The organism is Rhizobium sp. RAF36, assembly GCF_052114105.1.
In the GTDB taxonomy this organism is placed as follows: Bacteria; Pseudomonadota; Alphaproteobacteria; order Rhizobiales; family Rhizobiaceae; genus Rhizobium.
Map to the genome: position 1 here is coordinate 1 of NZ_JBFREC010000013.1, position 25,744 is coordinate 25,744.

Annotated in this window: 19 protein-coding genes; 10 read left to right on the plus strand and 9 right to left on the minus strand. The window is 60.8% G+C overall.

The annotated features are described in order from the left end of the window. Positions 1 to 166: FAD-dependent oxidoreductase (locus tag AB4Z25_RS28070; protein ID WP_442210422.1), on the minus strand; the 166-nt coding region annotated here is incomplete at its 3' end. Positions 167 to 265: 99 nt separating this feature from the next. Beyond that, positions 266 to 1,048 carry a DeoR/GlpR family DNA-binding transcription regulator gene (locus tag AB4Z25_RS28075; protein WP_112539076.1) on the minus strand — a complete coding sequence of 261 codons (783 nt, stop codon included), beginning with the start codon at positions 1,046 to 1,048 and terminating at the stop codon, positions 266 to 268. Positions 1,049 to 1,142: 94 nt separating this feature from the next. Here AB4Z25_RS28075 and AB4Z25_RS28080 point away from each other — a divergent pair, with 94 nt between their 5' ends. From AB4Z25_RS28080 to AB4Z25_RS28120, 9 genes are all read left to right on the plus strand, one after another. Further along, positions 1,143 to 1,913, plus strand: coding sequence for an SDR family oxidoreductase (locus AB4Z25_RS28080; protein ID WP_112539075.1), 771 nt, complete (start codon positions 1,143 to 1,145; stop codon positions 1,911 to 1,913). Between the two features lie 102 nt (positions 1,914 to 2,015). Beyond that, the gene (locus AB4Z25_RS28085) at positions 2,016 to 2,360 is read left to right on the plus strand and encodes an ArsR/SmtB family transcription factor (protein ID WP_112385754.1); all 345 of its coding nucleotides are present in this window, start codon (positions 2,016 to 2,018) and stop codon (positions 2,358 to 2,360) included. Positions 2,361 to 2,426: 66 nt separating this feature from the next. Continuing rightward, positions 2,427 to 3,323, plus strand: coding sequence for a LysR family transcriptional regulator (locus AB4Z25_RS28090; RefSeq protein WP_112385753.1), 897 nt, complete (start codon positions 2,427 to 2,429; stop codon positions 3,321 to 3,323). A 137-nt stretch (positions 3,324 to 3,460) separates the two neighbouring features. After that, positions 3,461 to 3,940: a formate dehydrogenase subunit gamma gene (locus tag AB4Z25_RS28095; RefSeq protein ID WP_442210345.1), complete on the plus strand. Its 480-nt coding sequence runs from the start codon at positions 3,461 to 3,463 to the stop codon at positions 3,938 to 3,940. Beyond that, positions 3,937 to 5,493 (plus strand): formate dehydrogenase beta subunit, encoded by a 1,557-nt coding sequence (locus tag AB4Z25_RS28100; protein WP_112539073.1) that lies wholly within the window; start codon positions 3,937 to 3,939, stop codon positions 5,491 to 5,493. The genes AB4Z25_RS28095 and AB4Z25_RS28100 overlap by 4 nt, the downstream gene beginning before the upstream one ends. A 6-nt stretch (positions 5,494 to 5,499) precedes the next feature. After that, complete coding sequence (gene fdhF, locus AB4Z25_RS28105; RefSeq protein WP_112539072.1) at positions 5,500 to 8,379, plus strand: formate dehydrogenase subunit alpha; 2,880 nt, start codon at positions 5,500 to 5,502, stop codon at positions 8,377 to 8,379. Between the two features lie 59 nt (positions 8,380 to 8,438). Next, positions 8,439 to 9,206: a formate dehydrogenase accessory sulfurtransferase FdhD gene (fdhD, locus tag AB4Z25_RS28110; protein ID WP_442210425.1), complete on the plus strand. Its 768-nt coding sequence runs from the start codon at positions 8,439 to 8,441 to the stop codon at positions 9,204 to 9,206. Further along, entirely contained in the window at positions 9,196 to 9,441 is a 246-nt protein-coding gene (locus AB4Z25_RS28115) for a formate dehydrogenase subunit delta (protein WP_112517730.1), read from the plus strand. The genes fdhD and AB4Z25_RS28115 overlap by 11 nt, the downstream gene beginning before the upstream one ends. A 90-nt stretch (positions 9,442 to 9,531) precedes the next feature. Then, positions 9,532 to 11,190 carry an OFA family MFS transporter gene (locus AB4Z25_RS28120; RefSeq protein ID WP_112539070.1) on the plus strand — a complete coding sequence of 553 codons (1,659 nt, stop codon included), beginning with the start codon at positions 9,532 to 9,534 and terminating at the stop codon, positions 11,188 to 11,190. A 160-nt stretch (positions 11,191 to 11,350) separates the two neighbouring features. On the opposite strand, the gene AB4Z25_RS28125 is transcribed toward AB4Z25_RS28120, so the two are convergent. The 6 genes from AB4Z25_RS28125 to rocF form a co-directional block, all read right to left on the minus strand. Further along, positions 11,351 to 12,103, minus strand: coding sequence for a hypothetical protein (locus tag AB4Z25_RS28125; RefSeq protein ID WP_112539069.1), 753 nt, complete (start codon positions 12,101 to 12,103; stop codon positions 11,351 to 11,353). Positions 12,104 to 12,621: 518 nt separating this feature from the next. Beyond that, complete coding sequence (locus tag AB4Z25_RS28130) at positions 12,622 to 14,373, minus strand: methyl-accepting chemotaxis protein (RefSeq protein ID WP_112539068.1); 1,752 nt, start codon at positions 14,371 to 14,373, stop codon at positions 12,622 to 12,624. A gap of 286 nt (positions 14,374 to 14,659) precedes the next feature. Next, a complete protein-coding gene (locus AB4Z25_RS28135) occupies positions 14,660 to 15,139 on the minus strand; it encodes a chemotaxis protein CheW (RefSeq protein ID WP_112385744.1) in 480 nt (159 codons plus the stop codon). After that, entirely contained in the window at positions 15,139 to 16,923 is a 1,785-nt protein-coding gene (locus tag AB4Z25_RS28140) for a methyl-accepting chemotaxis protein (protein WP_442210352.1), read from the minus strand. Before AB4Z25_RS28140 ends, AB4Z25_RS28135 begins: the two co-directional genes overlap by 1 nt. A gap of 300 nt (positions 16,924 to 17,223) precedes the next feature. After that, positions 17,224 to 18,423: an ornithine--oxo-acid transaminase gene (rocD, locus tag AB4Z25_RS28145; protein WP_112539066.1), complete on the minus strand. Its 1,200-nt coding sequence runs from the start codon at positions 18,421 to 18,423 to the stop codon at positions 17,224 to 17,226. 17 nt (positions 18,424 to 18,440) lie between these two features. Then, positions 18,441 to 19,376 (minus strand): arginase, encoded by a 936-nt coding sequence (gene rocF, locus AB4Z25_RS28150; RefSeq protein ID WP_112517724.1) that lies wholly within the window; start codon positions 19,374 to 19,376, stop codon positions 18,441 to 18,443. A 129-nt stretch (positions 19,377 to 19,505) separates the two neighbouring features. Between rocF and AB4Z25_RS28155 the strand changes: the two genes are divergently transcribed. Next, positions 19,506 to 19,934 (plus strand): Lrp/AsnC family transcriptional regulator, encoded by a 429-nt coding sequence (locus AB4Z25_RS28155; RefSeq protein ID WP_112385740.1) that lies wholly within the window; start codon positions 19,506 to 19,508, stop codon positions 19,932 to 19,934. Between the two features lie 10 nt (positions 19,935 to 19,944). Here AB4Z25_RS28155 and AB4Z25_RS28160 read toward each other — a convergent pair whose 3' ends face one another. Continuing rightward, the gene (locus AB4Z25_RS28160) at positions 19,945 to 25,728 is read right to left on the minus strand and encodes a translocation/assembly module TamB domain-containing protein (protein ID WP_442210428.1); all 5,784 of its coding nucleotides are present in this window, start codon (positions 25,726 to 25,728) and stop codon (positions 19,945 to 19,947) included. Positions 25,729 to 25,744 lie beyond the last annotated feature (16 nt).

Sequence of the window (25,744 nt, forward strand, 5' to 3'; positions counted from 1 at the left end):
GCAGACCGCCATGGATGAGCTTGGTGGCACCCGACGACGTGCCCGAGGCGAAGTCGTTCATCTCGGCCAGCGCCACCGAATAGCCGCGGCCAGCCGCATCCCGGGCGATCCCGCAGCCGTTGATACCGCCGCCGATCACGAATAGGTCGAAGATCTGCCCGCTCACACACGTTCTCCAATGATTTAGTGCTTAAAAACGAAATTTGTTAAGCGCTAAAACGAAAGAAAGTGAATGTCAAACGAACCTTTTGCGACGGTCAAAGATTTAATCTTTGGTGCTGTCATTCCGGTTGGTTTCGACCAGATTGATAGCGCCCTCGGAACAGATGCGACGGAGTGAATCCAAAGGGCATTCGTCGGTGACGAAGGTGTGGACCTGCGACAGATGGCCAATACGGACGGGCGCGGTGCGCTCGAACTTGGTGGAATCGGCCACCAGGACCACGTGCCGGGCGTTGGCCATGATTGCCTGGGCAACCTTGACTTCGCGGTAGTCGAAATCGAGCAGCGCGCCATCGGGATCGATCGCGGATGCGCCGATGACGGCATAATCCACTTTGAACTGCCGGATGAAATCGACGGCCGCCTCGCCGACGATGCCGCCATCGGAATGGCGCACGACACCGCCAGCGATCACCACCTCAATCGAGGGGAAGAGCCGCAAGCGGCTGGCGACGTTGATGTTATTGGTGATGACCATCAGCTCATGATGCTCGATCAGTGCTTCGCCAACGGCTTCGGTCGTCGTGCCGATATTGATGAACAGAGAGGCATTGTTGGGGATGAGGGCTGCGGTTGCCCGGCCGATCGCCGTCTTCTCGTTGGCGGCGATCGAGCGCCGTGCCTCGTATTTGACGTTCTCCGTGCCACCCGGAAAGATCGCGCCGCCATGGATGCGGGTCAGCACACGACTGTCGCAGAGATCGTTGAGATCCTTGCGGATGGTCTGCGGGGTCACCGAGAAACGGGCCGCCAGATCTTCTACCAGCACGCGGCCCTCGGACTTGGCGATATCGAGGATCTCGGTCTGCCGTCCGGACAGAAACATGCTGCGCCTCCCTTTCTTTCGTTTTTTGCGATCATATGTTAAAGCGAAAATTGCGCAATCGGCGACTGAAAGCCGACGCCGGGAGGGCCATCGCGTGTTTGATCCAAAGCTTTTCGAAAACCGCAATGTTGTTGTCACCGGCGCGGGCCGCGGCATCGGCCTCGAAGTCGTCCGGCAATTTCTTGATTGCGGTGCGCGCGTTGCCGTTCATACCGGCCGGGGCACCAAACGGCAGCTGCCAGACTTCCTGACGGCTGCGGAAGCGGACGGCCGTGCGGTGCTGATCGCTGGCGATTTTACCGCTTCCGGCGGTACCGCAAAATTTGCGGATCAGGTTCTTCGGGCGTTCGGCAGCGTCCACGTGCTGGTCAACAATGCGGGCACGATGGTTGGCCGGTTTCCGGCAGGCGAGCTGACCGACAGCGAATATGAAGCGATCACCCGGCTCAATCAGACATCCGTCGTCGAGGTGACGCGTGCGCTTATCCCGGCGTTGCGGGCCGCCAACGGCGCGGCGATCGTCAACACCGTGTCGATTTCGGCCCTGACCGGCGGCAGTCCGGGATCGGCGATCTATTCGGCTTCGAAAGCCTTCGTTTCCACCTATTCCAAGGCGTTGGCGCGCGAGCTTGCGCCCGATGCGATCCGTGTCAATTGCGTGTCGCCAGGGACGATCGAGACGGATTTCCACGAGCGTTATTCGTCGCGCGAAAAGCTGGAGCAGACCCGCAAAACCATTCCGCTGCAGCGGCTCGGAACCGCTGCGGACTGCGCCCCTGCCTATCTTTTCCTGGCGGCGCCCGAACTCTCCGGCTACATCACCGGCCAAGTCTTGGAAATTAATGGCGGCCAGCTTATCTGCTGATTTACTTGGACTATTTTTGGTATTTTAGTAAAATTGCGCAGTATAACGGTGCGAATATGCTATCGCTTGGGCCCGTCCTAACGCGTCCATCAGAGAATCCGAATGCCTTTGCCTACAACTGCGCCGGGAACAGCTGGTCAGGAATTGAAGAAGCTTGCTGAGAAAGCTCATGAAGCAAGCAGCCTCCTCAAGGCAATGGCGCACCAGACGCGGCTCCTCATTCTCTGCATTCTTGCCGAAGAGGAAAAGACCGTCAGCGAGATCGAAGAGCTGCTCGGCGTGCAGCAGGCGATGGTCTCGCAGCAGCTGGCGCGACTGCGGATGGAAGGTCTGGTCAATACCCGTCGTGAGGGACGTCTCGTCTATTACAGCCTCGGAAACGAGAGTGTCGCCTCCTTCCTGGATTCGCTTTTCGCGCTGTTTCCTGGAGCCGCAGCGGCCCGATAGCCGCTCTTGCTAAGCGTGTGTTCTCCGGCCAAAGATGCCTGAACAGGAAGTTCGGCGGGAGACCGGATGATCGATAAGCTGGAATTCTTCATAGCCCTTGCCAATGAAAAGCATTTCGGCCGCGCGGCCGAGGAATGCGGCGTTTCGCAGCCGACGCTCTCGGCGGCGATCCGCCAGCTGGAGGACCAGCTGGGCGTCATGCTGGTGCAGCGCGGTTCGCGCTTCCAGGGGCTGACACCCGAGGGGCAGCGGGTGCTGGAATGGGCGCGCCGCATCGTCGGCGACACGCGCACCATGCGCGAGGAGATGCGCACCGCCCGCAAGGGGCTTTCCGGTCATCTCCGGATCGCTTCCATTCCAACTGCGCTTGCGATGCTGCCGCGGATCACCACGCCATTTCAGGAGCGGCACCCCGACGTGACGTTTTCGATCGTGTCGCGCAACTCGCTCCAGGTTCTGAGCATGCTCGAAAATCTCGAGATCGATGCCGGGATCACCTATCTGGAGAACGAACCGCTTGGGCGGGTGACGACGGTTCCGCTTTACGCCGAGCGCTACAACCTGATTACCGCTGCCGGCAGTCCGCTTTCCGATCGCGAAACTGTGACGTGGCGCGAGGTGGGCCATCTTCGGCTTTGTCTATTGACTGCGGACATGCAGAACCGCCGCATCATCAACCGGCATCTGGCCGAGGCCGGTGCGACGGCGCATCCGACTTTGGAGTCAGGGTCGATGATCGTGTTGTTTTCTCACGTGCGCACCGGCCGCTGGGCAAGCATCATGCCGCGGAATGTGGCCGAATCCTTCGGTTTTCCGGCTGAAATCCGCATGATCCCGATTGTCGAGCCGGAGGCCGATCATCTTGTCGGTCTGGTCGCGACACATCGCGAGCCGTTCACGCCACTCGTCTCTGCGCTGTTGCATGAGGCAAGGATACTCGCGGAGAGCGAAGATCTTCGATAGGAAAAACCTATCAATCGACGGAACAGCTTTATTGATCGCCTGCATGTTCCCTGAGACACTTCCTGTCACAATGTCATACCAAGCTGGGGGAGGCTGGTGTGGCGGCTGAAACGGGAAGCCCTGGGAGGCCTGCCAAAATGAATGCCCATGTCGCCACCGGCGATATTGCCGCGCGTACGCGCGCGATCGTCTCGAGCCTTCGGTCTCTCGAAGGTCCGCTTCTTCCTATCTTGCATGAAGTCCAGGATGAGTTCGGTTATGTGCCGCAGGAAGCCCTTCCTGTCATCGCGCACGAACTGAACCTGTCGCGCGCCGAAGTGCATGGCGTGATGACCTTCTATCATGACTACCGGGATCATCCGGCCGGGCGCCATGTTCTGAAGCTCTGTCGGGCCGAGGCCTGTCAGTCGATGGGCGGAGATGCCATGGCTGAGCGGGTCAAGTCGCTTTTGGGTATCGATTTCCATCAGACGACGCTCGATGGCAACGTTACGCTGGAGCCGGTCTATTGTCTCGGGCTCTGCGCCTGCGCACCGGCGGCGATGCTGGACGGCGAGCTTTACGGTCGCGTCGATGACGAGACGGTTGCCGAATTCGTTGCGGACGTGCGGCGATGACCGTCAAGATTTTCGTTCCCCGCGATGCGGCGGCGCTTTCGCTCGGCGCCGACAAGGTTGCCAAGGAAGTGGCCGCGCAGATTGCGGCTCGCGGCCTCGATGTGAAGCTGGTGCGCAACGGTTCGCGCGGCATGCTGTGGCTGGAGCCGCTTGTCGAAGTCGAGATCGAAGGCAAGCGTATCGGCTATGGTCCGGTGAAGTCCAAGGACGTCGAGGGCTTGTTCGAGGCCGGTCTGGTCTCCGGCGGCGATCACGCGCTCTGTCTTGGGGAGGTCGAAAGCCTCCCATTCCTCAAGGAACAGACCCGATTGACCTTTGCCCGCTGCGGCATCACCGATCCTCTGTCACTCGAAGATTATGAAGCGCACGGCGGTCTTGCCGGGCTTAAGCGGGCTGTCGCCATAGCGCCTGCTGATATCGTCAAGGAAGTCACCGATTCAGGGTTGCGTGGCCGTGGTGGCGCTGGCTTTCCGACCGGTATCAAGTGGAAGACGGTTCTCGACGCTTCGGGTCCTCGCAAATATATCGTCTGCAATGCTGACGAAGGCGATAGCGGTACCTTTGCCGACCGGATGATCATGGAAGGCGATCCCTTCGTGCTGATCGAGGGGATGGCAATTGCCGGGCTTGCGACAGGCGCCACCAAGGGCTTTGTCTACACCCGCTCGGAATATCCGCATGCGATCGCGGCGATGACCGAGGCGGTCGAGATCGCCCGCAAGGCTGGGGTGCTCGGTCCGTCGGTCATGGGCTCTGGCAAGGCCTTCGATATCGAAGTGCGCATGGGCGCCGGTGCCTATGTGTGCGGCGAGGAAACGGCGCTGCTGAACAGCCTGGAAGGCAAGCGCGGTGTCGTACGCGCCAAACCGCCGCTGCCTGCTCACAAGGGCCTGTTTGCGTCTCCGACCGTCATTAACAACGTCATTTCGTTGGCATCGGTACCTGTCATTCTCGACAAGGGTGCAGCCTTCTACCGTGATTTCGGCATGGGCCGCTCGCGCGGCACGATCCCGCTGCAGATCGCCGGAAACGTCAAGCATGGCGGTCTCTACGAGACGGCCTTCGGCCTATCGCTCGGCGACATCATCGACAGGATCGGTGGCGGCACCGCGAGCGGACGCCCGGTCAAGGCGGTTCAGGTCGGCGGTCCCCTTGGGGCTTATTTCCCGCGGGCGCTGTTCGATACGCCGTTCGACTACGAAGCTTTCGCCGCCAGAGATGGTCTGATCGGCCATGCGGGTGTCGTCGTCTTTGACGACAGCGCCGACATGCTGAAGCAGGCGCGGTTCGCGATGGAGTTCTGCGCGGTCGAAAGCTGCGGCAAGTGCACGCCCTGTCGTATCGGCTCGACGCGCGGCGTCGAGACGGCAGACAAGATTGCCCAGGGGATCGAACCGGAGAAGAACCGGGCGCTGCTCACCGATCTCTGCAACACGATGAAATTCGGCTCGCTCTGTGCGCTGGGCGGCTTCACCCCATATCCGGTGATGAGTGCGATGACGCACTTCCCGGACGATTTCGCTCCAACACCCCTTATCGAAGCGGCGGAGTAAAGACCCATGTCTCTCGTTCATGAAATTGACTACGGAACGCCGGCTTCGAAATCCGAAGCGATGGTGACGCTGACCATCGATGGCCGCGAGATCACCGTGCCCGAGGGCACCTCGATCATGCGTGCGTCGATGGAGGCAGGGATCCAGGTTCCGAAGCTTTGCGCTACAGATATGGTCGATGCTTTCGGCTCCTGCCGTCTCTGTCTCGTCGAGATCGAAGGACGCAACGGCACGCCGGCCTCCTGTACGACGCCGGTTGCGTCGGGTCTCGTCGTTCATACGCAGACGGGGCGGCTCAAGGATATCCGCCGTGGGGTGATGGAGCTCTATATCTCCGACCACCCGCTCGACTGTCTCACCTGTGCCGCCAACGGCGATTGCGAATTGCAGGACATGGCGGGTGCCGTCGGCCTGCGTGACGTTCGCTATGGCTATGAAGGCGATAATCACGTCAAGGCGCGCAGCAATGGCGAGATCAATCTGAAATGGATGCCGAAGGACGAGTCGAACCCGTATTTCACCTATGACCCGTCGAAATGCATCGTCTGCTCGCGCTGTGTGCGGGCCTGCGAAGAGGTGCAAGGCACCTTCGCGCTGACGATCGAAGGCCGCGGTTTCGGCTCGCGCGTTTCGCCCGGCATGCATGAGCATTTCCTTGATTCGGAATGCGTCTCCTGCGGCGCCTGCGTGCAGGCCTGCCCGACGGCGACGCTGACGGAGAAGTCGGTCATCGAGATCGGCCAGCCGGAGCATTCGGCGGTCACCACCTGCGCCTATTGCGGCGTCGGCTGCTCGTTCAAGGCGGAAATGCGCGGCGAAGAGCTGGTGCGCATGGTGCCGTGGAAGGATGGTCAGGCAAACCGCGGGCATTCCTGCGTCAAGGGCCGCTTCGCCTATGGCTATTCGACCCACAAGGATCGCATCCTCAACCCTATGATCCGCGAGAAGGTCTCGGATCCGTGGCGGGAAGTCACCTGGGACGAGGCCTATGCGCATGTCGCTTCCGAGTTCAAGCGCATCCAATATCAGTATGGCCGCGAAGCGGTTGGCGGCATCACGTCGTCGCGCTGCACCAACGAGGAGACCTTCCTCGTTCAGAAGCTGATCCGGGCCGGCTTCGGCAATAACAATGTCGATACCTGTGCCCGCGTCTGCCATTCGCCGACCGGCTATGGTCTGGGACAGGCTTTCGGCACCTCGGCCGGTACGCAGAATTTCGACAGCGTCGAGCATTCCGACGTCGTGGTCGTCATTGGTGCGAACCCGACGGATGGTCATCCGGTCTTCGGCTCGCGGCTCAAGAAGCGGTTGCGTCAGGGTGCCAAGCTGATCGTCATCGATCCGCGCCGCATCGATCTGGTGCGCACGCCGCATGTCGAGGCGGCCTATCATCTGCCGCTGAGACCGGGCACCAACGTTGCCGTCATGACGGCGCTGGCGCATGTCATCGTCACCGAAGGTCTGTTCAACGAGCGATTCATTCGCGAGCGTTGCGACTGGTCGGAATTTGAGGATTGGGCGGCCTTCGTTTCGGAGCCGCAGCACAGCCCCGAGGAGACCGAGAAGTTCACCGGCGTTCCCGCTGCCGATCTGCGCGGCGCGGCCAGGCTTTATGCACTCGGCGGCAATGGCGCGATCTATTACGGCCTCGGCGTTACCGAACACAGCCAGGGTTCGACGACCGTGATGGCGATCGCCAACCTGGCGATGGTAACAGGCAATATCGGCCGCGAAGGGGTCGGCGTGAACCCGCTGCGCGGCCAGAACAATGTGCAGGGCTCCTGCGACATGGGATCGTTCCCGCACGAGCTGCCGGGCTATCGCCATATCTCCGACGATGCGACGCGCGATGTCTTCGAAAAGCTGTGGGGCGTAAAGCTCAACAACGAGCCGGGCCTGCGCATTCCGAACATGCTGGATGCGGCTGTGGATGGCACCTTCAAGGGGCTCTACATCCAGGGTGAGGACATCCTGCAATCGGATCCGGATACCAAGCATGTCGCGGCCGGTCTGGCGGCGATGGAATGTGTCGTCGTCCAGGATCTCTTCCTCAACGAGACTGCCAACTACGCGCATGTCTTCCTGCCGGGCTCGACCTTCCTGGAGAAGGACGGAACCTTCACCAATGCAGAGCGGCGCATCAACCGCGTGCGCAAGGTGATGACCCCTAAGAACGGCTATGCCGACTGGGAAGTGACGCAGAAGCTCGCCCAAGCGATGGGTCTGAACTGGAACTACAAGCATCCGTCCGAGATCATGGACGAGATCGCGGCGAGTACGCCGAGCTTCGCGATGGTGTCCTACGACTATCTGGAAAAGATGGGCTCGGTTCAGTGGCCGTGCAACGAGAAGCATCCCGAGGGATCGCCGATCATGCATGTCGATGGCTTCGTTCGCGGCAAGGGCAAGTTTATCCGCACGGAATATGTAGCGACCGACGAACGCACCGGCCCGCGCTTTCCGCTGCTGCTCACCACCGGCCGTATTCTCAGCCAGTATAATGTGGGAGCGCAGACGCGCCGCACCGAGAACGTTGCCTGGCACGCGGAAGACCGGCTGGAAATCCATCCGCACGATGCAGAACAGCGCGGCATCCGCGATGGCGACTGGATCAAGCTGCAGAGCCGCTCCGGTGATACGACACTGCGGTCGCTGATCACCGAGCGCGTTGCGCCCGGTGTCGTCTATACGACCTTCCATCACCCGACAACGCAGGCCAACGTTATCACCACCGATTTCTCCGACTGGGCGACCAACTGCCCGGAATACAAGGTGACGGCGGTGCAGGTTTCGCCCTCCAACGGGCCGACCGAGTGGCAGCTCGAATATGACGAGCAGGCCCGCCAGAGCCGCCGTATCTCCGGCAAGATGGAGGCCGCGGAATAATGTCCGAACGGCACACACGCCTCCCCGTCAGCCGCATCGCCCGCAAGGGCGGTGTGGTGATGCCGGGCGAGCGCATCGTGCCGGAGGAGGTGCCGATCGCCTTTTCCTATGGCGGCAGTTCGCATGCCGTTATGATGGCGACGCCCGATGATCTTGAGGATTTCGCCGTGGGCTTCAGCCTGACGGAGGGGATCATCAGTTCGATGGCGCAGATTTCCTCGATCGAGACCGTCGATAGCGAGATCGGCATCGATGTGCAGATCATGCTCGCGGATGATGTCGAAGACGCTCTGCGCGCCCGGCGCCGCAGCATGGCTGGACCCGTCGGGTGCGGGCTTTGCGGTATCGAATCGATCGAGCAGGCCGTTCGCAAGGTGCCGGATGTTTCCGGTTCTCTCTTGGCACTGACGCACGGCGATATTGTGCGCGCTGCAAACCTGCTAAACGAGGCGCAGCCGCTGCATCGCGAAACCCGTGCCGTCCATGGCGCAGGCTTCTATATTCCTGGGCAGGGGCTCTCGGCCGTTCGTGAGGATGTCGGGCGGCACAATGCGCTGGATAAGCTTTGCGGCGCCGTGATCCGGTCGGGCAATACCGGCATCGGCGGTGCCGTAGTCGTCACCAGCCGTATATCCGTCGAGATGGTGCAGAAGACGGCAATTCTGGGCGCATCGATCCTGATTGCGATTTCGGCGCCGACGGCACTCGCCATCCGCACGGCCGAGGACGCCGGCATGACGCTCGTTGCCCTGGTTCGTGGCGATGATTTCGAGATTTTCACCCATCCCCACCGCATTTCGCCGGAAAGCATCGCCGATGTCGCATGATACGCGTTCCAAGCTCGTCTACATGGCCAATCAGATAGCCACTTTTTTCAAGACCCAGCCCGCCAGCGAAGCTGTCGAGGGCGTCGCAACACATATCAATAAATTTTGGGAGCCGCGTATGCGGCGGCAGTTTTTTGAAATTCTGGAACAGGAAAACAATGGATTCGATCCCTTGGTGATCGAGGCCTCTTCCCTGATCCGCAAGCCCGAGCCGGCGGAGCCTATCCGGCACTAAACATCGTTTCGCGCGAGGGGGACGCAGGTTGTTTTTGCCTGTTCGAGCGCGATTCATGGCAGCAAGGTCAGATCCAGGAGGAACTCATTCATGACCGCAGCGGATACATCAGGAGCAGGGGTACTGGCGGGCGCTGGCCTGCTTGATCGTGAGCGAATTATTGCGCAGCCGGGCTTCAACCGGTGGCTCGTGCCGCCAGCCGCACTCGCCATTCATCTGTGCATCGGCATGGCATACGGCTTCAGCGTGTTCTGGCTGCCGCTGTCGAAATCGCTGGGGATCAGCACCTCGACGGCCTGCCCGGATCTGACGCTGGCTTCGGCCCTTTTCACCACGACCTGCGACTGGCGCGTTGCCGATCTCGGCTGGATCTATACGCTGTTCTTCGTGCTCCTCGGCTGCTCTGCGGCCATCTGGGGCGGCTGGCTTGAGCGGGTCGGTCCGCGCAAGGCCGGTTTCGTTTCCGCCTGCTGCTGGTGCGGCGGTATTCTCGTCGCTGCCGTCGGCGTCATGACCCATCAGCTCTGGCTGATGTGGCTCGGTGCCGGTGTGATCGGCGGTATCGGCCTCGGTCTCGGCTATATCTCGCCGGTTTCGACGCTGATCAAGTGGTTCCCGGACCGTCGCGGTATGGCGACCGGCATGGCGATCATGGGCTTCGGCGGCGGCGCGATGATCGGCGCTCCGCTCGCAAATCTGCTGATGAACTACTTCAAGACCGACACGTCGGTCGGTGTCTGGCAGACCTTCGTGGTCATGGCCGTCATCTACTTCGTCTTCATGATGGGCGGTGCCTTCGGCTACCGCATTCCGCCGGCCGGCTGGCGTCCTGAGGGCTGGACGGCCCCTGCTGCCAAGAGCAGCATGATCACCACCAAGCACGTGCACCTGCGCGATGCGCACAAGACCAAGCAGTTCTGGCTGATCTGGGCGGTTCTCTGCCTCAACGTCTCTGCTGGTATCGGCGTTATCGGCATGGCATCGCCGATGCTGCAGGAAATCTTTGCCGGTTCGCTGATCGGTCTGCCTGACGTCGGCTTCGCGCAACTCGATGCGGGCCAGAAAGCATCGATCGCAACGATCGCGGCGGGCTTTGCCGGTCTGCTCTCGCTCTTCAATATCGGCGGACGCTTCTTCTGGGCCTCTCTGTCGGACAAGATCGGCCGCAAGAACACCTATTATACGTTCTTCCTGCTTGGTATTGTTCTCTACGCTGTGGCGCCGACGCTCGCCGACATGGGCAACAAGGCACTCTTCGTTCTGGCCTTCGGCATCATCCTGTCGATGTATGGCGGCGGTTTCGCGACAATCCCGGCCTATCTCGCCGATATCTTCGGTACGCAGTTCGTCGGCGCCATACATGGCCGTCTGCTTACCGCATGGGCTACCGCCGGTATCGTCGGTCCTGTGGTCGTCAATTACATCCGCGAGGCGCAGATCTCGGCGGGCGTGGCGCCTGGACCGGCGCTCTATACCGGCACGATGTATATCCTGGCTGGTATGCTGGCACTCGGCCTGATCGCCAACCTCTTCGTCCGGCCGCTTGCCGACAAGTGGTTCATGTCGGACGCAGAAGTGGCATCGCTGCAGGCGAAATCGGCTGCCGCAAGCGCTGGACCGAGCGGCTCGTTCGGCATTGGCAGAGGCGGCTTCGATGGCAAGGCAGCTCTGGCCTGGGCCGTCGTCGGCATTCCGCTGCTGTGGGGCGTCTGGGTAACGTTGAAGGCGACGTTTGCCTTGTTCGGCTGATCGGAACCTTGGTGGATATAAGGAAAGGCACGCGTCTCAGCGCGTGCCTTTCTCATGAAAAAGGCGCCTCTGGGGAGAGGCGCGAATTCCGGAGTGGGGCGCTTTCACCACCAGGGCCGCATCCGGCCTCTCGCGCCGGACACGGTCCCGGGGGAGGAGGTCAGCGCATCGCGATGACCATGCGGCAGAGCTTGACGAGGCTTGCCTCGTAGCCGCCCGAGCCGAGAATGTCCCGGCAGCGAAGCTTTACCTTGGCACGCTCGGCTGCCGACATGTCATTGTAGGAGTAGGACGGCCCATTCAGACCACGAGGGCCATTGGGACCATTCGGCCCGTTCGGCCCATTGGGACCGTTAGGGCCAGTCGGATCATCCGGATCGATACCGGGCACACCGAGGGCGATATCGACCAGCGTGTTGCCGCCCAAACCAGCTTTCGCCCTGGCGCTGACGAGGCCGCTGCCGCCGACATTGGCATTGACGTCAGCATTCAGACCTTTGCTGCCGCCGACGCTTGCTGTCGTGCCGACTCCGAGCCCCTTTGTTCCGCCGCCGATGCTCGTCTTGCTATTGATGCCGCCGGATCCGCCAACGGATGCGTTGACGCCAAGCCCACCCTTCGATGTGCCGCCGACGCTGGCATTGACGCCGCTGGAGCCACCGATGGACGCGCTGAGGCCGCGCCCGCCATTGTTGCCGATGCTGACGCCGTTGCTACCGCCTATGCTAAGACCGCCGCCGCCACTGCTTTTGCTGCCGCTGCTTGTACTCCCGCTGCTCGTACTGCTCTTGGAGCCGCCGCTGAGGGCGTTTCCGAGGCCGCCGAGAAGGCCTTCGGTGCTAGCCTGGGACGGCATGATCAACGCTGCACAGCTGATGGCGAGTACAGTGATAGCCGATTTGTGATACTGCATTTCCAACCTCCAAAAGCGATTCCGCCAGGACCCCATGCCCAGGCTTGGAAATCAAAATCGGAAGCGCGCGCTTTCCGTATCGGATAGCAGCAACCAAAAGTGGTTATCAGGTCTCCGATCGATACAGTATCAGAATATACGTAGATTCTAATATTGTGTAGGAGTTTCGCGCTAAGGTTGGTTCTGACTACTTGTACAGCTAAGAATCTGTAAACGAAATCGGCAAGACTGCGTCTATAATATTTTCTATTGCGTAATTTCTGGAAAGTACCGAATTCTATAGTGATTGTTTTCATTGTGATTTCGGAGAATTTCCTTGCCTGAAAGCATATGTGGCTATTCTCGTAGAATAGGTGCGAAGGGCGAGGCGTCAAATCGATGCTTATCTATGATGATATTCTAATTCAATCAAAAATTAGGGGCGCCGGCTGATTTTGGCAGCACGCCTTGCTTGCAGAGATGCAAAGAAAAACCGGCCCTGCAAGCAGGGCCGGAGTGCAGGTGTGCCTGAGTGGAGATCAGAATTCTTCCCAGTTGTCGGCGGCCGGTGCGGCTGAACCGTGCGCTCTGGCAACACGGGAGACAAGCTGCAGAGCCGGAGAGGTATGTCTCGCAGCTGGACGATGCTGCATCTCGTTGCCGAGGCGGAACTGGCTGAGCAGGGCTCTGAGCACCTCTGCCTCGGAGGTCAGCTTGTGGCTTGCTGCGGTGCTTTCCTCGACCATGGCGGCATTCTGTTGTGTCGCCTGGTCCATCGAATTGACAGCCTGATTGATTTCCTTGATGCCTGTCGCTTGTTCGCGTGATCCTTCGACGATGGCCGCGACATTGGTATTGATGTCGGCCACCTGGCTGACGATCTCTTCGAGCGCCCGGCCAGTCTGGCCGACGAGATCGACGCCATTCTTGACGAACTCGCTGGACTGGTTGATCAGCGCCTTGATTTCCTTGGCAGCACTTGCCGAGCGCTGGGCGAGTTCGCGCACTTCCTGGGCGACGACGGCAAAGCCCTTGCCGGCTTCCCCGGCGCGTGCGGCCTCGACACCGGCATTCAGCGCCAGCAGATTGGTCTGGAAGGCGATATCGTCGATGACGCCGATGATGTTGGTGATCTCGCGGGACGACTGCTCGATCTGCCCCATCGCCGAGACTGCATTGCGCACGACGATACCGGATTGCTCGGCGCCATGCTTCGTCTTGGCCACGAGCTGACCGGCCTCGCCAGCGCGGTGGCTGGAGTCGTTGACGGTGGTGGTGATCTGCTCCAGTGCGGCGGCCGTCTCTTCAATGGACGCGGCCTGCTGTTCCGTGCGTTTCGAGAAGGAATCGGCTGCAGCACCGATCTCGTGAGACCCGGCGGCGATCGCGGCCGTGTTCTCGCCGATCGTCACCATCGTATCCCGCAGCTTTTCCAGCGCAGTGTTGAAATCGTGGCGCAATTGCTCCATCGATGGGACGAAGGCGGTATTGACCGTCTGCGTCAGGTCGCCCTCCGCGAGATGTTTCAAAGCGCTGCCGAGCTGGCTGATCGCGCTCATTCGCTCGGTCACGTCGGTGGCGAACTTGACGACCTTGTAGACACGGCCATCGGCGCCGATGATCGGGTTGTAGGCGGCCTGGATCCAGATTTCCTTGCCGCCCTTGCCATAACGAACGAACTCGTTGGCGATGAACTCGCCGCCTGCCAGCCGCCGCCAGAAATTGGCATAGTCTTCGGTGCGGGCATAGGCGGGATCGCAGAACATGCTGTGATGCCTTCCAGCGATTTCGGAGAGGCTGTAGCCCAGGCCTTTACAGAAATTCTCGTTGGCCGTCAGGATCTCGCCGTTCGGCTTGAATTCGATGACGGCCTGAGACCGGGAGATCGCATCGAGCTTGCCGGCGTCGTCGATCGCCTGACGCTTGGCCGCGGTGATGTCGGTGGCAAACTTGACGACCTTGAAGGGCTTTCCGCCCTTGAGCACGGGATTATAGGTTGCCTGGATCCAGATCTCACGGCCGCCCTTTGCCAGCCGCTTGTAAGCGCCAGCATCATGTTCGCCGCGGCCAAGCCGGGTCCAGAAATCGCGGTATTCCGCGGTTGCCACCAAGGCCGGATCGCAGAACATGCTGTGATGTTTGCCGGTGATCTCATCGAGACTGTAGCCGAGCGCCCGGCAGAAGTTCTCGTTGGCCTTCAGGACATTGCCTTTCAGATCAAATTCGATAACGGCTTGAGATTTCGAAATGGCATCAAGAATGTATTTTGCATCGGAAGATAAACCCAGCATCCCCGTTCCCCAATCATGTGCCGACGCCCTCGCCAGGCAAAGTTGATGAACTTACAGCTTTTGGATTTGAGGCCGGATTAATCGCGCTATACGCGAAAATCGCAACTATCAGAAATCGTAATACTGTCAGTTCGCAACCCATGATGATGGTGCGAAGGTTAATTTAGGGTATAAAAGAGATTGCTAATAAGATTTGTTTTTACGCCAAGTTCTTATGGGTGATTTCTACTGGGCACAAAAAAGCCGCCTCGACGGCGGCTTTGATTTCGTGTGGCGCTGCCTTCCGTTAGGCGGCAACGAGTTCTTCGGCTTCGCTTTCCTTGAACATTTTCGCGAGGTTCAGGAAGCAGATCATGCCGTTTTCGGAGGCGATGATACCTTCGCAATAGGCGCGATCGAAGGAGGCGGTGACCTCAGGAACGGGCTGAACCTGGCCGGAAGAAATCGTCAGGATGTCCGAGACGCGGTCGACGAGCATGCCGATGACCATGCTGTGGACTTCGGCAACAACGATGGCGCTGCGTTCATTGGCGACCGTGCTCTTCATACCAAGCTTGTAGGCAAGGTCGATGATCGGGATTACCGAGCCGCGCAGGTTCATCACTCCGATGACATCCGATGGTGCATGCGGGATCGGGGTGGAGGGCGCCCAGCCACGGATTTCGCGGATGGTCGTCGTCTTCACGCAGAATTCCTGATCGTGCAGCCGGAAGGCAATGATCTCGAGTGTGTCGCCACTGAAACTATTGGAATTAATGGTGCTCATTAGAAATCTTCCCAATTCTCGTAAGCCAGAGCGGCTGCGCCGCCATTGGCGCGAACATTCGTTACGCGTTGACCACGTGGCGTTGCGCGTGTGGCAGGCGCTTCTGTGGCTTTGGTGTTGAGCTTAGCGAAAGAGTGTTGCGCAAATCTAAATTGCGACAGCAGCACCCGGAGGTTTTCGGCTTCCTTCGAGAGTTTGCCGCTGGCAGCCGTGGTCTCCTCGACCATAGAGGCATTGTCCTGCGTGACCTGGTCCATTGCGTTGACGGCCTTGTTGATCTCCGTCAGCCCGGTGGACTGCTCGCGGGCAGCTGTAACGATCGCCACGACATTGCCGTCGATCTCGGTGACCTGCGAGACGATCTCTTCCAGAGCGCTGCCGGTTTCACCGACCAGCGTTACGCCGCTCTTGACGTGTTCGGACGAGGCGGTGATCAGCGTCTTGATCTCCTTTGCCGCGTTTGCCGAGCGTTGGGCGAGTTCGCGGACTTCCTGCGCGACAACAGCAAACCCCTTGCCAGCTTCGCCGGCACGGGCAGCCTCGACACCGGCATTCAGGGCCAAAAGATTGGTCTGGAACGCGATTTCGTCGATGACGCTGATGATGTTGCTGATCTCGCGCGACGAATTGGCGATCTGATCCATGGCGCCGATCGCCTTGCGGACGATGCTGCCGGAATGGCCGGCGCCAAGCTTCGTCTTGGCCACCAGGTCGCCAGCCTCACCGGCGCGCTTGGCGCTGTCGGCCACTGTCTGGGTGATCTGCTCAAGGGCGGCGGCTGTCTCCTCAACGGTTGCTGCCTGCCGCTCCGTCCGTCTGGACAATTCGCCGGCAGCGGTCGTCATTTCGCGGGAACCGTGCGCGATGGCATCGGTGTTTTCAGCAACGGTGCGCATGGCGCCGCTCAGACGTTCGACAGCGCTGTTGAAATCGACGCGAACCTTGTCGAGAGCCGGAAGGAATGGGGTCTCAATGGCGCCGGTCAGGTCGCCGGCGGCAAGGCGCGTCAGTCCTTCGCCGAGCTCATCGACGGCCTGCACGCGGCTGGTGATATCGGTCGCAAACTTGACAACCTTGAAGACGCGACCGTTCATGTCGAAGATCGGGTTGTAGGACGCCTGGATCCAGACGACTTTACCGCCCTTGCCGACCCGCTTGAACTCTTCGGCAACGAACTGGCCGGCGGCAAGCTTGGTCCAGAATTCGCGGTAGGCAGGCGAGGCCGTATAGGCCGTTTCGCAGAACATGCTGTGATGCTTTCCGCGGATTTCCTCCAGGCTGTAGCCGAGGACGGAAAGGAAGTTGCCGTTTGCGGTCAAGATCTCGCCGGACGGGGTAAACTCGATGACGGCCTGTGCCCGGGAGATCGCTTCGATCTTGCCGATGGCATTTGCCGAATCGAGCTTGGCCGCGGTCACGTCAGTTGCGAACTTGACGATCTTGTAAGGCTTGCCGTTGGAGAGCAGGGGATTGTAGGTCGCCTGAATCCAGACGTCCCGGCCGCCCTTGCCGATGCGGCGGTATTCGCCGGAATCGAACTGGCCCTTGCCGAGCTTGGCCCAGAAATCCTTGTAGGCCGCAGACGCGACATAGTCAGGATCGCAGAATATCCGGTGGTGTTTGCCGGCGATCTCCGAAAGGTCGTAGCCGAGCGTCCGGCAAAAGTTTTCGTTGGCCGTCAGAATATTGCCCTGCAGGTCGAATTCGATCACGGCCTGCGATTTGTTGAGCGCCGAGAACATGGCCTTGGCGTCGGAACCTGAAATAACTGAAAATAGCGGCATCGTCGTCCCTCTAAGGACTGCAGCACTCCAAAGCGGTGCGGGGCGAGGGCGATTGCCAAAAACAGGCACACAGATCGCCGCGCCTGCGGCGCATTCGATGCGGCAGGTCAGATCTCAAATAAAGCTGAAAACCCGGACGCTGCCCCCACAATACGCCCGGGTGTTTCTGCTGAAATAATATGATTAGTTAGATTAAAAATGAGTAACTGACTGAATATACTGATGTATATTAGCGTTTAATGCGTGAGTTCACGCAAACATACTTCGTGTTGGTTGCGGCCTCCGAAGAGGCCGCTCACCTCAGGTAATTGTCTTCTCGATTTCGGAGACGGCCCATTCGACCTGGTCCTTGGTGATGACCAGCGGCGGAGCGAGGCGGATCGTGTGCTCGTGTGTATCCTTGGCGAGCAGACCGCGCTCCTTGAGAGCGTAGCAATACTGACGCGCGCCACCTGCTTCGGGCTCGAGCTCGATCGCCAGCATCAGGCCGCGGCCACGTACGTCCTTGACGATGTTCGAGCGGATGGAGCGCAGACCTTCGAGGAAATAGTTACCCATCTTCTCGGCATTCTCAATCATGCCCTCCTCAGTGAGCACCTTGAGCGCGGTGCGGGCAACGGCGCAGGCGAGCGGATTGCCGCCAAAGGTGGAGCCGTGCTGACCGGGCTTAAGGACGCCAAGGACCTCGGTATTCGAAAGAACGGCGGACACCGGATAGAAACCACCGGAGAGCGCCTTGCCGATCAGCGTCACGTCGGCTTCGATGCCTTCGTGTTCTTCTGCAAGCAGCTTCCCGGTGCGGCCGAGACCGGTCTGGATCTCGTCGAGGATCAGCGTGACGTTGTGCGTAGTGCAGAGCTCGCGGACGCGCTTGAAATAACCGGCCGGAGGAATGATGACGCCGGCCTCGCCCTGGATCGGCTCGATCAGCGCGCCGACGGTGTTTTCGTTGATCGCCGCAGCAAAGGCATCGGCATCGCCGAAGGGAATGGTGCGGAAGCCCGGCGTATAGGGTCCGAAGCCGGTGCGTGCATCCGGGTCGGTGGAGAAGCTGATGATGCTGAGCGTCCGGCCGTGGAAATTGTCGGAGCAGACGATGATCTCTGCCTTGCCCTCCGGCACGCCCTTCACCTCGTAGCCCCATTTGCGCACAGCCTTGATCGCCGTCTCGACGGCTTCGGCACCGGAATTCATCGGCAGGATCTTGTGCGATCCGGTCAGTGCCGCGAGCTCTTCATAGAGATGGGCCAGCTGGTCGTTGCGGAAGGCGCGGGAGGTGAGTGTCAGCTTGCCGGCCTGTTCGACCATCGCGGCCAGGATCTTCGGATGGCAATGACCCTGGTTCACGGCGGAGTAGGCCGAGAGGCAATCGAGATAGCGGTTGCCGTCGGTATCCCAGACGTAAACGCCTTCTCCGCGGGTCAGCACGACGTCGAGCGGCTTGTAGTTATGGGCGCCAAGCCGCTGTTCGGTGGCGATCAGGTTTTCAGATGCGTTCATGGCTGGGTTCCCTCGGATTAGGCGGCGCGAGTCGGACGATCGAAGATACGGCGGCCGAAAAGGCTGGCGGTCAGTTCGACAAGAACGCGGGCGCTCTTGCCGCGATCGTCCAGAAACGGATTGAGTTCGACGAGATCGAGCGACGATACGAGGCCGCTGTCGCAGAGCATCTCCATGACGAGGTGCGCTTCGCGGAATGTCGCTCCGCCCGGCACAGTCGTTCCGACGCCCGGTGCAATATCGGGGTCGAGGAAATCGACATCAAGGCTGACATGCAGGAGGCCGTTGGCTTCTTCCACCGCAGCAAGGATCTGCCGCATGATCGGCGCGATACCCTGTTCGTCGATCGAGCGCATGTCGAAGACGTTGACGCCGTGCTTCTTGATCAGCTCGCGTTCGGGCGCATCGACCGAGCGGATGCCGACCTGAAAGACGTTGCGCGGATCGACCAGCGGCCGGGCCTTCGGAAGAACTTCGGAGAGATCTGCCTGACCGGTGAAAAACGCGACCGGCATGCCGTGAATATTGCCGGAGGGCGAGGTTTCCGGCGAGTTGAAATCCGAGTGAGCGTCGAGCCAGATGACGAAGAGCGGGCGGCCCTGTTCGGCGGCATAGCGTGCCATGCCGGATACGCTGCCCATAGACAGGGCGTGATCGCCGCCAAGGATCAGCGGAAGGCGGCCGGCAGCGGCCGCTTCATAGGTGCTCGCTTCCAGCGCCCGGGTGAACGCGCCGATGATCCGCAGATTGTGGGCTTTCGGATGATTGGGCAGGTCGCGAGCCGGCACGATCTGCAGGTCGCCGTCGTCCTTGACGTCATGACCAAGCTCGATGAGCGTCTGGTCGATCCCTGCGATGCGAAGTGCTGCCGGGCCCATTGCGGCGCCCCTGCGGCCGGAGCCTTCTTCCAACGGAACGCCAATGAGGGTGACTGCGCGCGATTGAACGTCCATTCCAAGCTCCGGATTTCGAGTTTCGAGCTGCATATTCGGCTATCGCCGCGGCGACAAAAAGATGGAAAATTGCCAAAATAAAATCCACATTGTACAAATTGCTCACGCCATTCGAGCAAAGTGAAAATCATGGACGACCTCGATCAGGAACTGCTCAGCGCTCTCAGACACAATGCAAGAACGCCGGTATCATCTCTGGCAGCGATGACGGGCGCTTCACGGGCGACCGTTGCCGCGCGGATCGACCGGCTTGTTGCCAATGGCACGATCGCGGCCTTCACAATCCGGACCGGGCACGAGGTGCGCTCGGCGGGCGTCCGGGCCATCATTCTCATCGAGGTTCTCGGCAAACTGGCCGACAAGGTGGCCGACCAGCTGCGCGGGTTGCCTCAGGTGCGCGCCTTGCACAGCACCAATGGCAAATGGGATTTCATCGCCGAACTCGAAGACCGGGATCTCGTGTCCTTCGACGAGACGCTGCGGCGCATCCGTCTGGTCGACGGCATCAACGTAACGGAAACCAATATCCTGCTGAAAACCAGCAAGACCATTTTCTAGGGCGCAAGCGTCAATACTCGCGCTCGTAGACGACGCCTGCTTCACCGGCGCCATTGCCGCCCGCTGCACCGCGAAGCTTCACACCGCGGCCGACATCGAGATTGATGATCGCCTTGGCACCGGCCGCGCCGCCTTGCTGCAGTTCGAAATAGGTGCGCTCGTTGAGATAGCGGCCGACGCTGACGCTGGTCTGGCCCTTTTCGTCGGTGCTGATGTCGAGATCATCGACGCCAAGCTGGTTGCGCAAGCCCTCGAAGAGCGAGGTCGACCGGCCACCGGCGAGCTGGCTGACTGCATCGGCAAGCTGAGCGATCTGCACCGGCGAAAGCTTTGACATCGACTGCCCGAAGATCAACTGCGCCAGGACTTCATCCTGCGGCAGGGCCGGTGACGATGAGAAGGTGATGGCCGGGTCGGTCGCCAGACCACCGACATCGACCGTCAGCGTCGTCGTGCCCGAGGTCGAGCTTGCCTCCATATCCAAAGCAGGGGTCAGGTTGCCTGCGAAAGTGATGCGGCTCTTGTCGGTGAAGTTCATGCGGCGGTTCAGGATCGTCAGGCGCCCACGCCGCATGGTGAAGCCGCCGGAGACGATCGGGGCTGCTGCCGTCCCCTTGATGGTCAGACTGCCGCCAAGCTCAGAATCGATGCCGCGGCCACGAACGAAGATCTGCGACGGCGCATTGAGCTGAAGATCGAGCGTGATCGTCGAGGACTTTTCGCCAGGCTTCGGCGGGCTTTCGTCGCGCAGTTGCTTGAGCACCGCGGCGGGCGCGTGGATGTGCCTGATGTCGATTTCGCGCAGCGAGGTCGGCAGCTTTTCCGGCACCGTGACGGAGGCCTTCTCCAGATCGAGGCGTCCGCTCAAGGTCGGGTTGGACAGCAGCGGACCACGCAGACCGACGGTGCCATCGACTGTCGCGACGACGAGTGTGCCGTCGACATAGACGGCCTTGTCCAGCTTGACGTCGATATCGACGGGATAACCGCCATTCGGCTGAATACCGATCGTTCCGGTGGCCGAGATCGCGCCGCCGCTTGCCAGATTGGCGCTGAAGCGCGAGATCGTCGCCTGCTGGCCGTTCATGGTAATGCTGGCCGTCAGGTTATTGAGAGCCAGGTTGCGGCGAACGTCGATCAGCTTGGCGCCGCTGGTGTTGACGCTGCCGTTGATCACCGGACCGCCGGCGTTTCCGGTAATGCGAAGATCGATATCCGCCGCGCCTTCGGCAACGAAGCCTTGCTGGGCGAGCTGCGAGCCGAGAATGGCAAAGGGCAGGTTTCCGCGGAACTGCAGGTCCAGCGCTTTCTGCCCGGTGATACCGACGCTGCCACCGCCCTTCATCGACAGGCCGCCGTCGCCGGAAAGGCCGGTATCGATGGTCAGCGTGTTGCTGGCGAGCTTTCCATTGGCGGTGATGCCGAGTGGCGCAAGGCCAGCGCTCTTTGTCTGACTGGTCTGCGCATTCTTCCAGTTGAGCTTGAAATCGACATCGGGGACAGGAAGCTTGCCCGCGGCATTGGCGCTGCCCGAAATCGCCCCTTCGGCATCAAGATTGGGAACGAAGGCGTTGGCGATGCCGGCTGGCAGATTATTGATGTCAGCGTCGGCGCGCAGCGAATTCGCCTGAGGGCCGGCAACCTCGAAGCTGCCCTTCGCCTTGACCGACAGCGAACCGCTGCCGTTGGCGTTGACGTTGAAATTCAGCGTATTGCCGGAAAGCCGGCCATCGGCCGTGACGCCAAGACCGGTAACATTAGCGGCCTTTGTGTGACTGGTCGCGGCGTTCTTCCACGCAAATTTGAAATCCGCGGCCGGATTGGGGAGCTTTCCGTAAGCTCTGGCGGTTCCGGAAATCAGTCCTTCGGCGCCAAGGCCCGGCACGAAGGGGTTGGCAAGGCCAGCTGGTACGTTGGTGATGTCGGCATCGACCGAAAGCGCGTTGGCATCGGGGCCGGAAACGGCGAAGTTGCCAGTTGCCTTCAGCGACAGGCTGTTCTTGCCGCTTGCCGCCGCGTCGAAATTGATGCGGTCGTCAGCGAACTTGCCCTTGGCGGTGACGTTGAAGCTGGCGAGCTTGGCTTTCTTCGTCTGATCCGTTGCGGCATCCGTCCATGTAAGGTCGAAGTCGGCATTCGGTCTCGGCAACTTGCCGGAGGCCTTGGCCGTTCCGGATATCAGACCCTCGGCGCCAAGGCCGGGAACGAAGGGATTTGCCAGCCCGGCCGGTACATTGCCGATCGTGGCATCGACGGAGAGGTTGTTCACATCGGGACCGGCAATCGTGAAGCTGCCCGCTGCTTTCAGCGATAGACTGTTCTTGCCGCTCGCTGCCGTATCGAAATCGAGCTTGCTATCGGCAAACTTGCCCTTGGCGGAAACGTCGAAACTCGCGAGCCCCGCCTTCCTGGTTTGGCCGGTCGCGGCATCGGTCCAGGTCAGGTCGAATTCGGCGCTAGGGCGTGGCAGCCTGCCGGAAGCCTTGCCTGTCCCTGAAATCAGTCCTTCGGCGCCAAGGCCCGGAACGAAGGCATTTGCCAGCGAAGCCGGGGCGTTGCTCATGTCGGCATCGACTGTCAACGTATTCGCTTCGAGTCCTGAAACGACGAAGTTGCCCTTGGCTTTCAGCGCCAGGTTCTTTGCGCCGGTGGCGTCGACGTCGAAGGCGAGCTTGTTGTCGGCAAAGGTGCCGGTTGCGCCGATAGCCAGTTTGGCAAGGCCGGCCTTCACAGTCTGGCTGGTTGCGGCGTCTTTCCATGACAGATCGAATTGCGCAGTGGGTTTGGGGAGCGTGCCGGAGGCTTTGGCGGTGCCGGATATGACGCCGGCGGCGCCGAGATCGGGAACGAAGGCGTTGGCGAGCCCCGCTGGCACGTTGGCGATTTCGGCATCGACCGACAGGGCCTGGGCATTGGCGCCGGCGACCATGTAGTTGCCCGAGGCCTTCAGGGATAGTCCCTTGCCGCCATCTGCGGTGGTTTCGAAATCCAGTCTGTTGTCAGCGAGCTTGCCGCTTGCGGCGATCGCGAAACCGGAGAGGCCGGCGGCCTTTGTCTGGCTTGTCGAAGCGTCCTTCCAGTCGAGCTTGAAGTTCGCGATCGGGGCCGCCGGGGTGCCGGTTACCGTGACCGTGCCGGAAATGCTGCCTGCCGCCTCAAGCTTCGGGACGAAGGTGTTGGCGAGGCTGGCGGGAAGGTCCTTGATCGTCGCATCGATATCGAGTGTTTCTCCGGCCGAGCCCGAAACGCTGACCGAACCCTCACCGGTGCGAATCGTCAGGCCATCCAGCTTTGCTGCTCCACCGGCGATCGTTACGGCGGTCGGCGCAGAAAGCTCGACGGCAATATTCCGCGGCTTTGCCGATAGCCGGTCGAGCTCGATCTTCATGCTGCCGTCGTTGGTCTCGACGGCACCGGCGGCGACCAGCGGATTGGCGTCGTAGACGGAGGTCAGATCGAAATTGGTGCGGTTCTGCTGCTGCGTGAAATTGACCGCCAGGCCGCTTATGGTGTTAGCGCCCGAAGAAATCTCGTCGGCTTTGATGATCCCGTTCGCCGCGAAGGCCTTCAGATCGCTGACGGTGATATCGATGTCCGGCTTCACCAGCGACAGGCCGTCGCGCCTGACGCCGCTGCCGCTGGCCTTCGCCTTGATGGAGATCTTGCCGCCGTCACTCGCGATGTCGAAGGCTCCCGTCAGGTCACCCTCGGCGCGCTGCCCTGCCAATGCCGCCAGCAGGCCGACATCCGGAAAATCGAAATTCAGCTTGCCGCTCGGCAGGAAGGATGGCGTCAGCTCGATATTGCCGTTCAGCTTGTTGCTGCCGGCATCGATGGAGATCGACGGAATGCTGGTCGTCCCGTCTTTCGACTGGACATTGGCATTGATCGCCAGCGGCTGGCCGTCGATCGCACCTTTGGCGCTGACCGTCGCCTGCGGCGCATCGGGATCGGCGGTTCCGGAGAGAGCGACGTCTAGACCCGAGAGCGTACGGCCCGCGGTCTGAAGCGCCGCAGATTTCAAGTTCGCCTTGATGGCGAGCGCGGTCAGTGGGCCACTGATATTGGCCGTGTAGGCCAATTCGCCGCCGGTATCCTGAACGAGCTTGCCGATATCGGGAAGCCGCCCGCTGAGATCGGCCGCCAGCGTGTCGCCGTCGAGGGTGACGTTGCCGTTGGTTTCCAGGCTGCCCGATTTCACCACGAGGTTCGACAGATTGATCTTCGAGGGGATCGTGCCTGCAACCTGTGTCTCGATCGAAATCGGCGTGTCGAAACGCGGCGCGATCGCCACCGGGAGGGCTGCCGGTTCGATTGTCAGCTTGGCATTGCCTGTCAGCGCCTGGCTTTCGAGCCTGTAAGTGCCGTTGACGCTGCCGCTGGCATTGGCGCTTTCGAATGTCGTGCCGTTGAAGCCAATGCTATCGGGCGCGATCTGAAGCGGGGCTGCCAGCGTGACCGGCCCCTGGACCGCCCGGTTGACGTCGGGATTGATGAAGGCCGTATCGCCGGCCACAAGACGGACCTGCACGCCGCCGCTTTTCTTGGCGATGTTGAAGGCATCGCTCTTGGCCGTCAGCTTGACGTTGCTTGCCGTGGCCTGAGGAACGGTGATCGCGTCCAGGGATGCGCTGGCATTCAGCCGGGCAGCCTTGGCGTCGCCGGTCAGGGCGACGTTGAGGCCGCTAACGAGCAGGCGCGCTTCACCCTTTTCAAGCGGCCAGCGGAAGTCGACCGGGCCGGATGTGCCAAGAACATTGGCATTCAGGCTGTTGTTGCCTGCCGGATCGAGCGTGCCGGAGGCGGCTATGACGACGCTTCCCGTGGCGATGTTGCCGGTCTGGATGTCGATCTTGCCCTTGTTATCGAAAGTGGCGGCCAGATCGATATTCGTCTGCCCTGCAAAGAGCGGGCGGAAGGGTGGGGGCAGGAGCGAGCTCAGATCGCCGCCGCCTTTCAGGTTGATCTGGTGAAGACCCTCCGGCGTCAGCACATGCTGGCCTTCGATCGAAGCGCGGGGCTGTCCATCGAGGGCCGCCAGCAGCTTGGCCTTCCAGTTCGAAATCGGCCCGTCGCCATCGATCGACAGATTGACGGATGGATCGCCCGGCAGCGACAGCAGAGTCGCCATCACGCCGCCCTTCGGTTCGGCAAGCTGAGCCTTGAGGCGAAGGTGGTTTTCCTCGGGCATGAAGGCAACGTCGGCGTTCAGCTTGGCGTCCGGCACCGACTGGCGATTGACGTTGAGAACCGCGTGGCCACCGTTCTGATCGGCCTGGAGATTGCCGCCCGCGACCAGCGTGAAGGCGCGGCCGACAAGCTGCTCGCTGAGATTGATCTGCGGCAGCGCAATGTTTTCGATGTCGATCTTGATAGGCAGCTTGAAGCCGCCTTCCTCGCCGGTATCCGGCGGCGACGGCAATGTGCGCACCGGTTTGCGGACGACGGTGATCGACTGGATGCCGATCTGCTTGGCATGGAATGTGCCGGTCAGCAGCGCCAAGGGATTCCAGTTGACGGAGATTCCTCTCGCTTCGGCGAAAACACCGCGGGTGTCCGATATCGTGATCTGTGCAGCATCGAGGCCGCCTGTCAGCAGACTGCCGGGCTCGCGGATCTGGATGTTCATGTCCCGGTTGGAGATGATCTCCGCGACCTTTTCGGTAACGATGCGCGAACCGAAGGAGGTGAAGCCGAAAATGACGATTGCAATCGCGGCAACGACAAGCACTAGGCCGAGGCCATAGCCCAGCAGCCTTGCAATCCAGTTCATGAGTTTCGTCAGTGCTTGCATGAAGGCGGACACTATC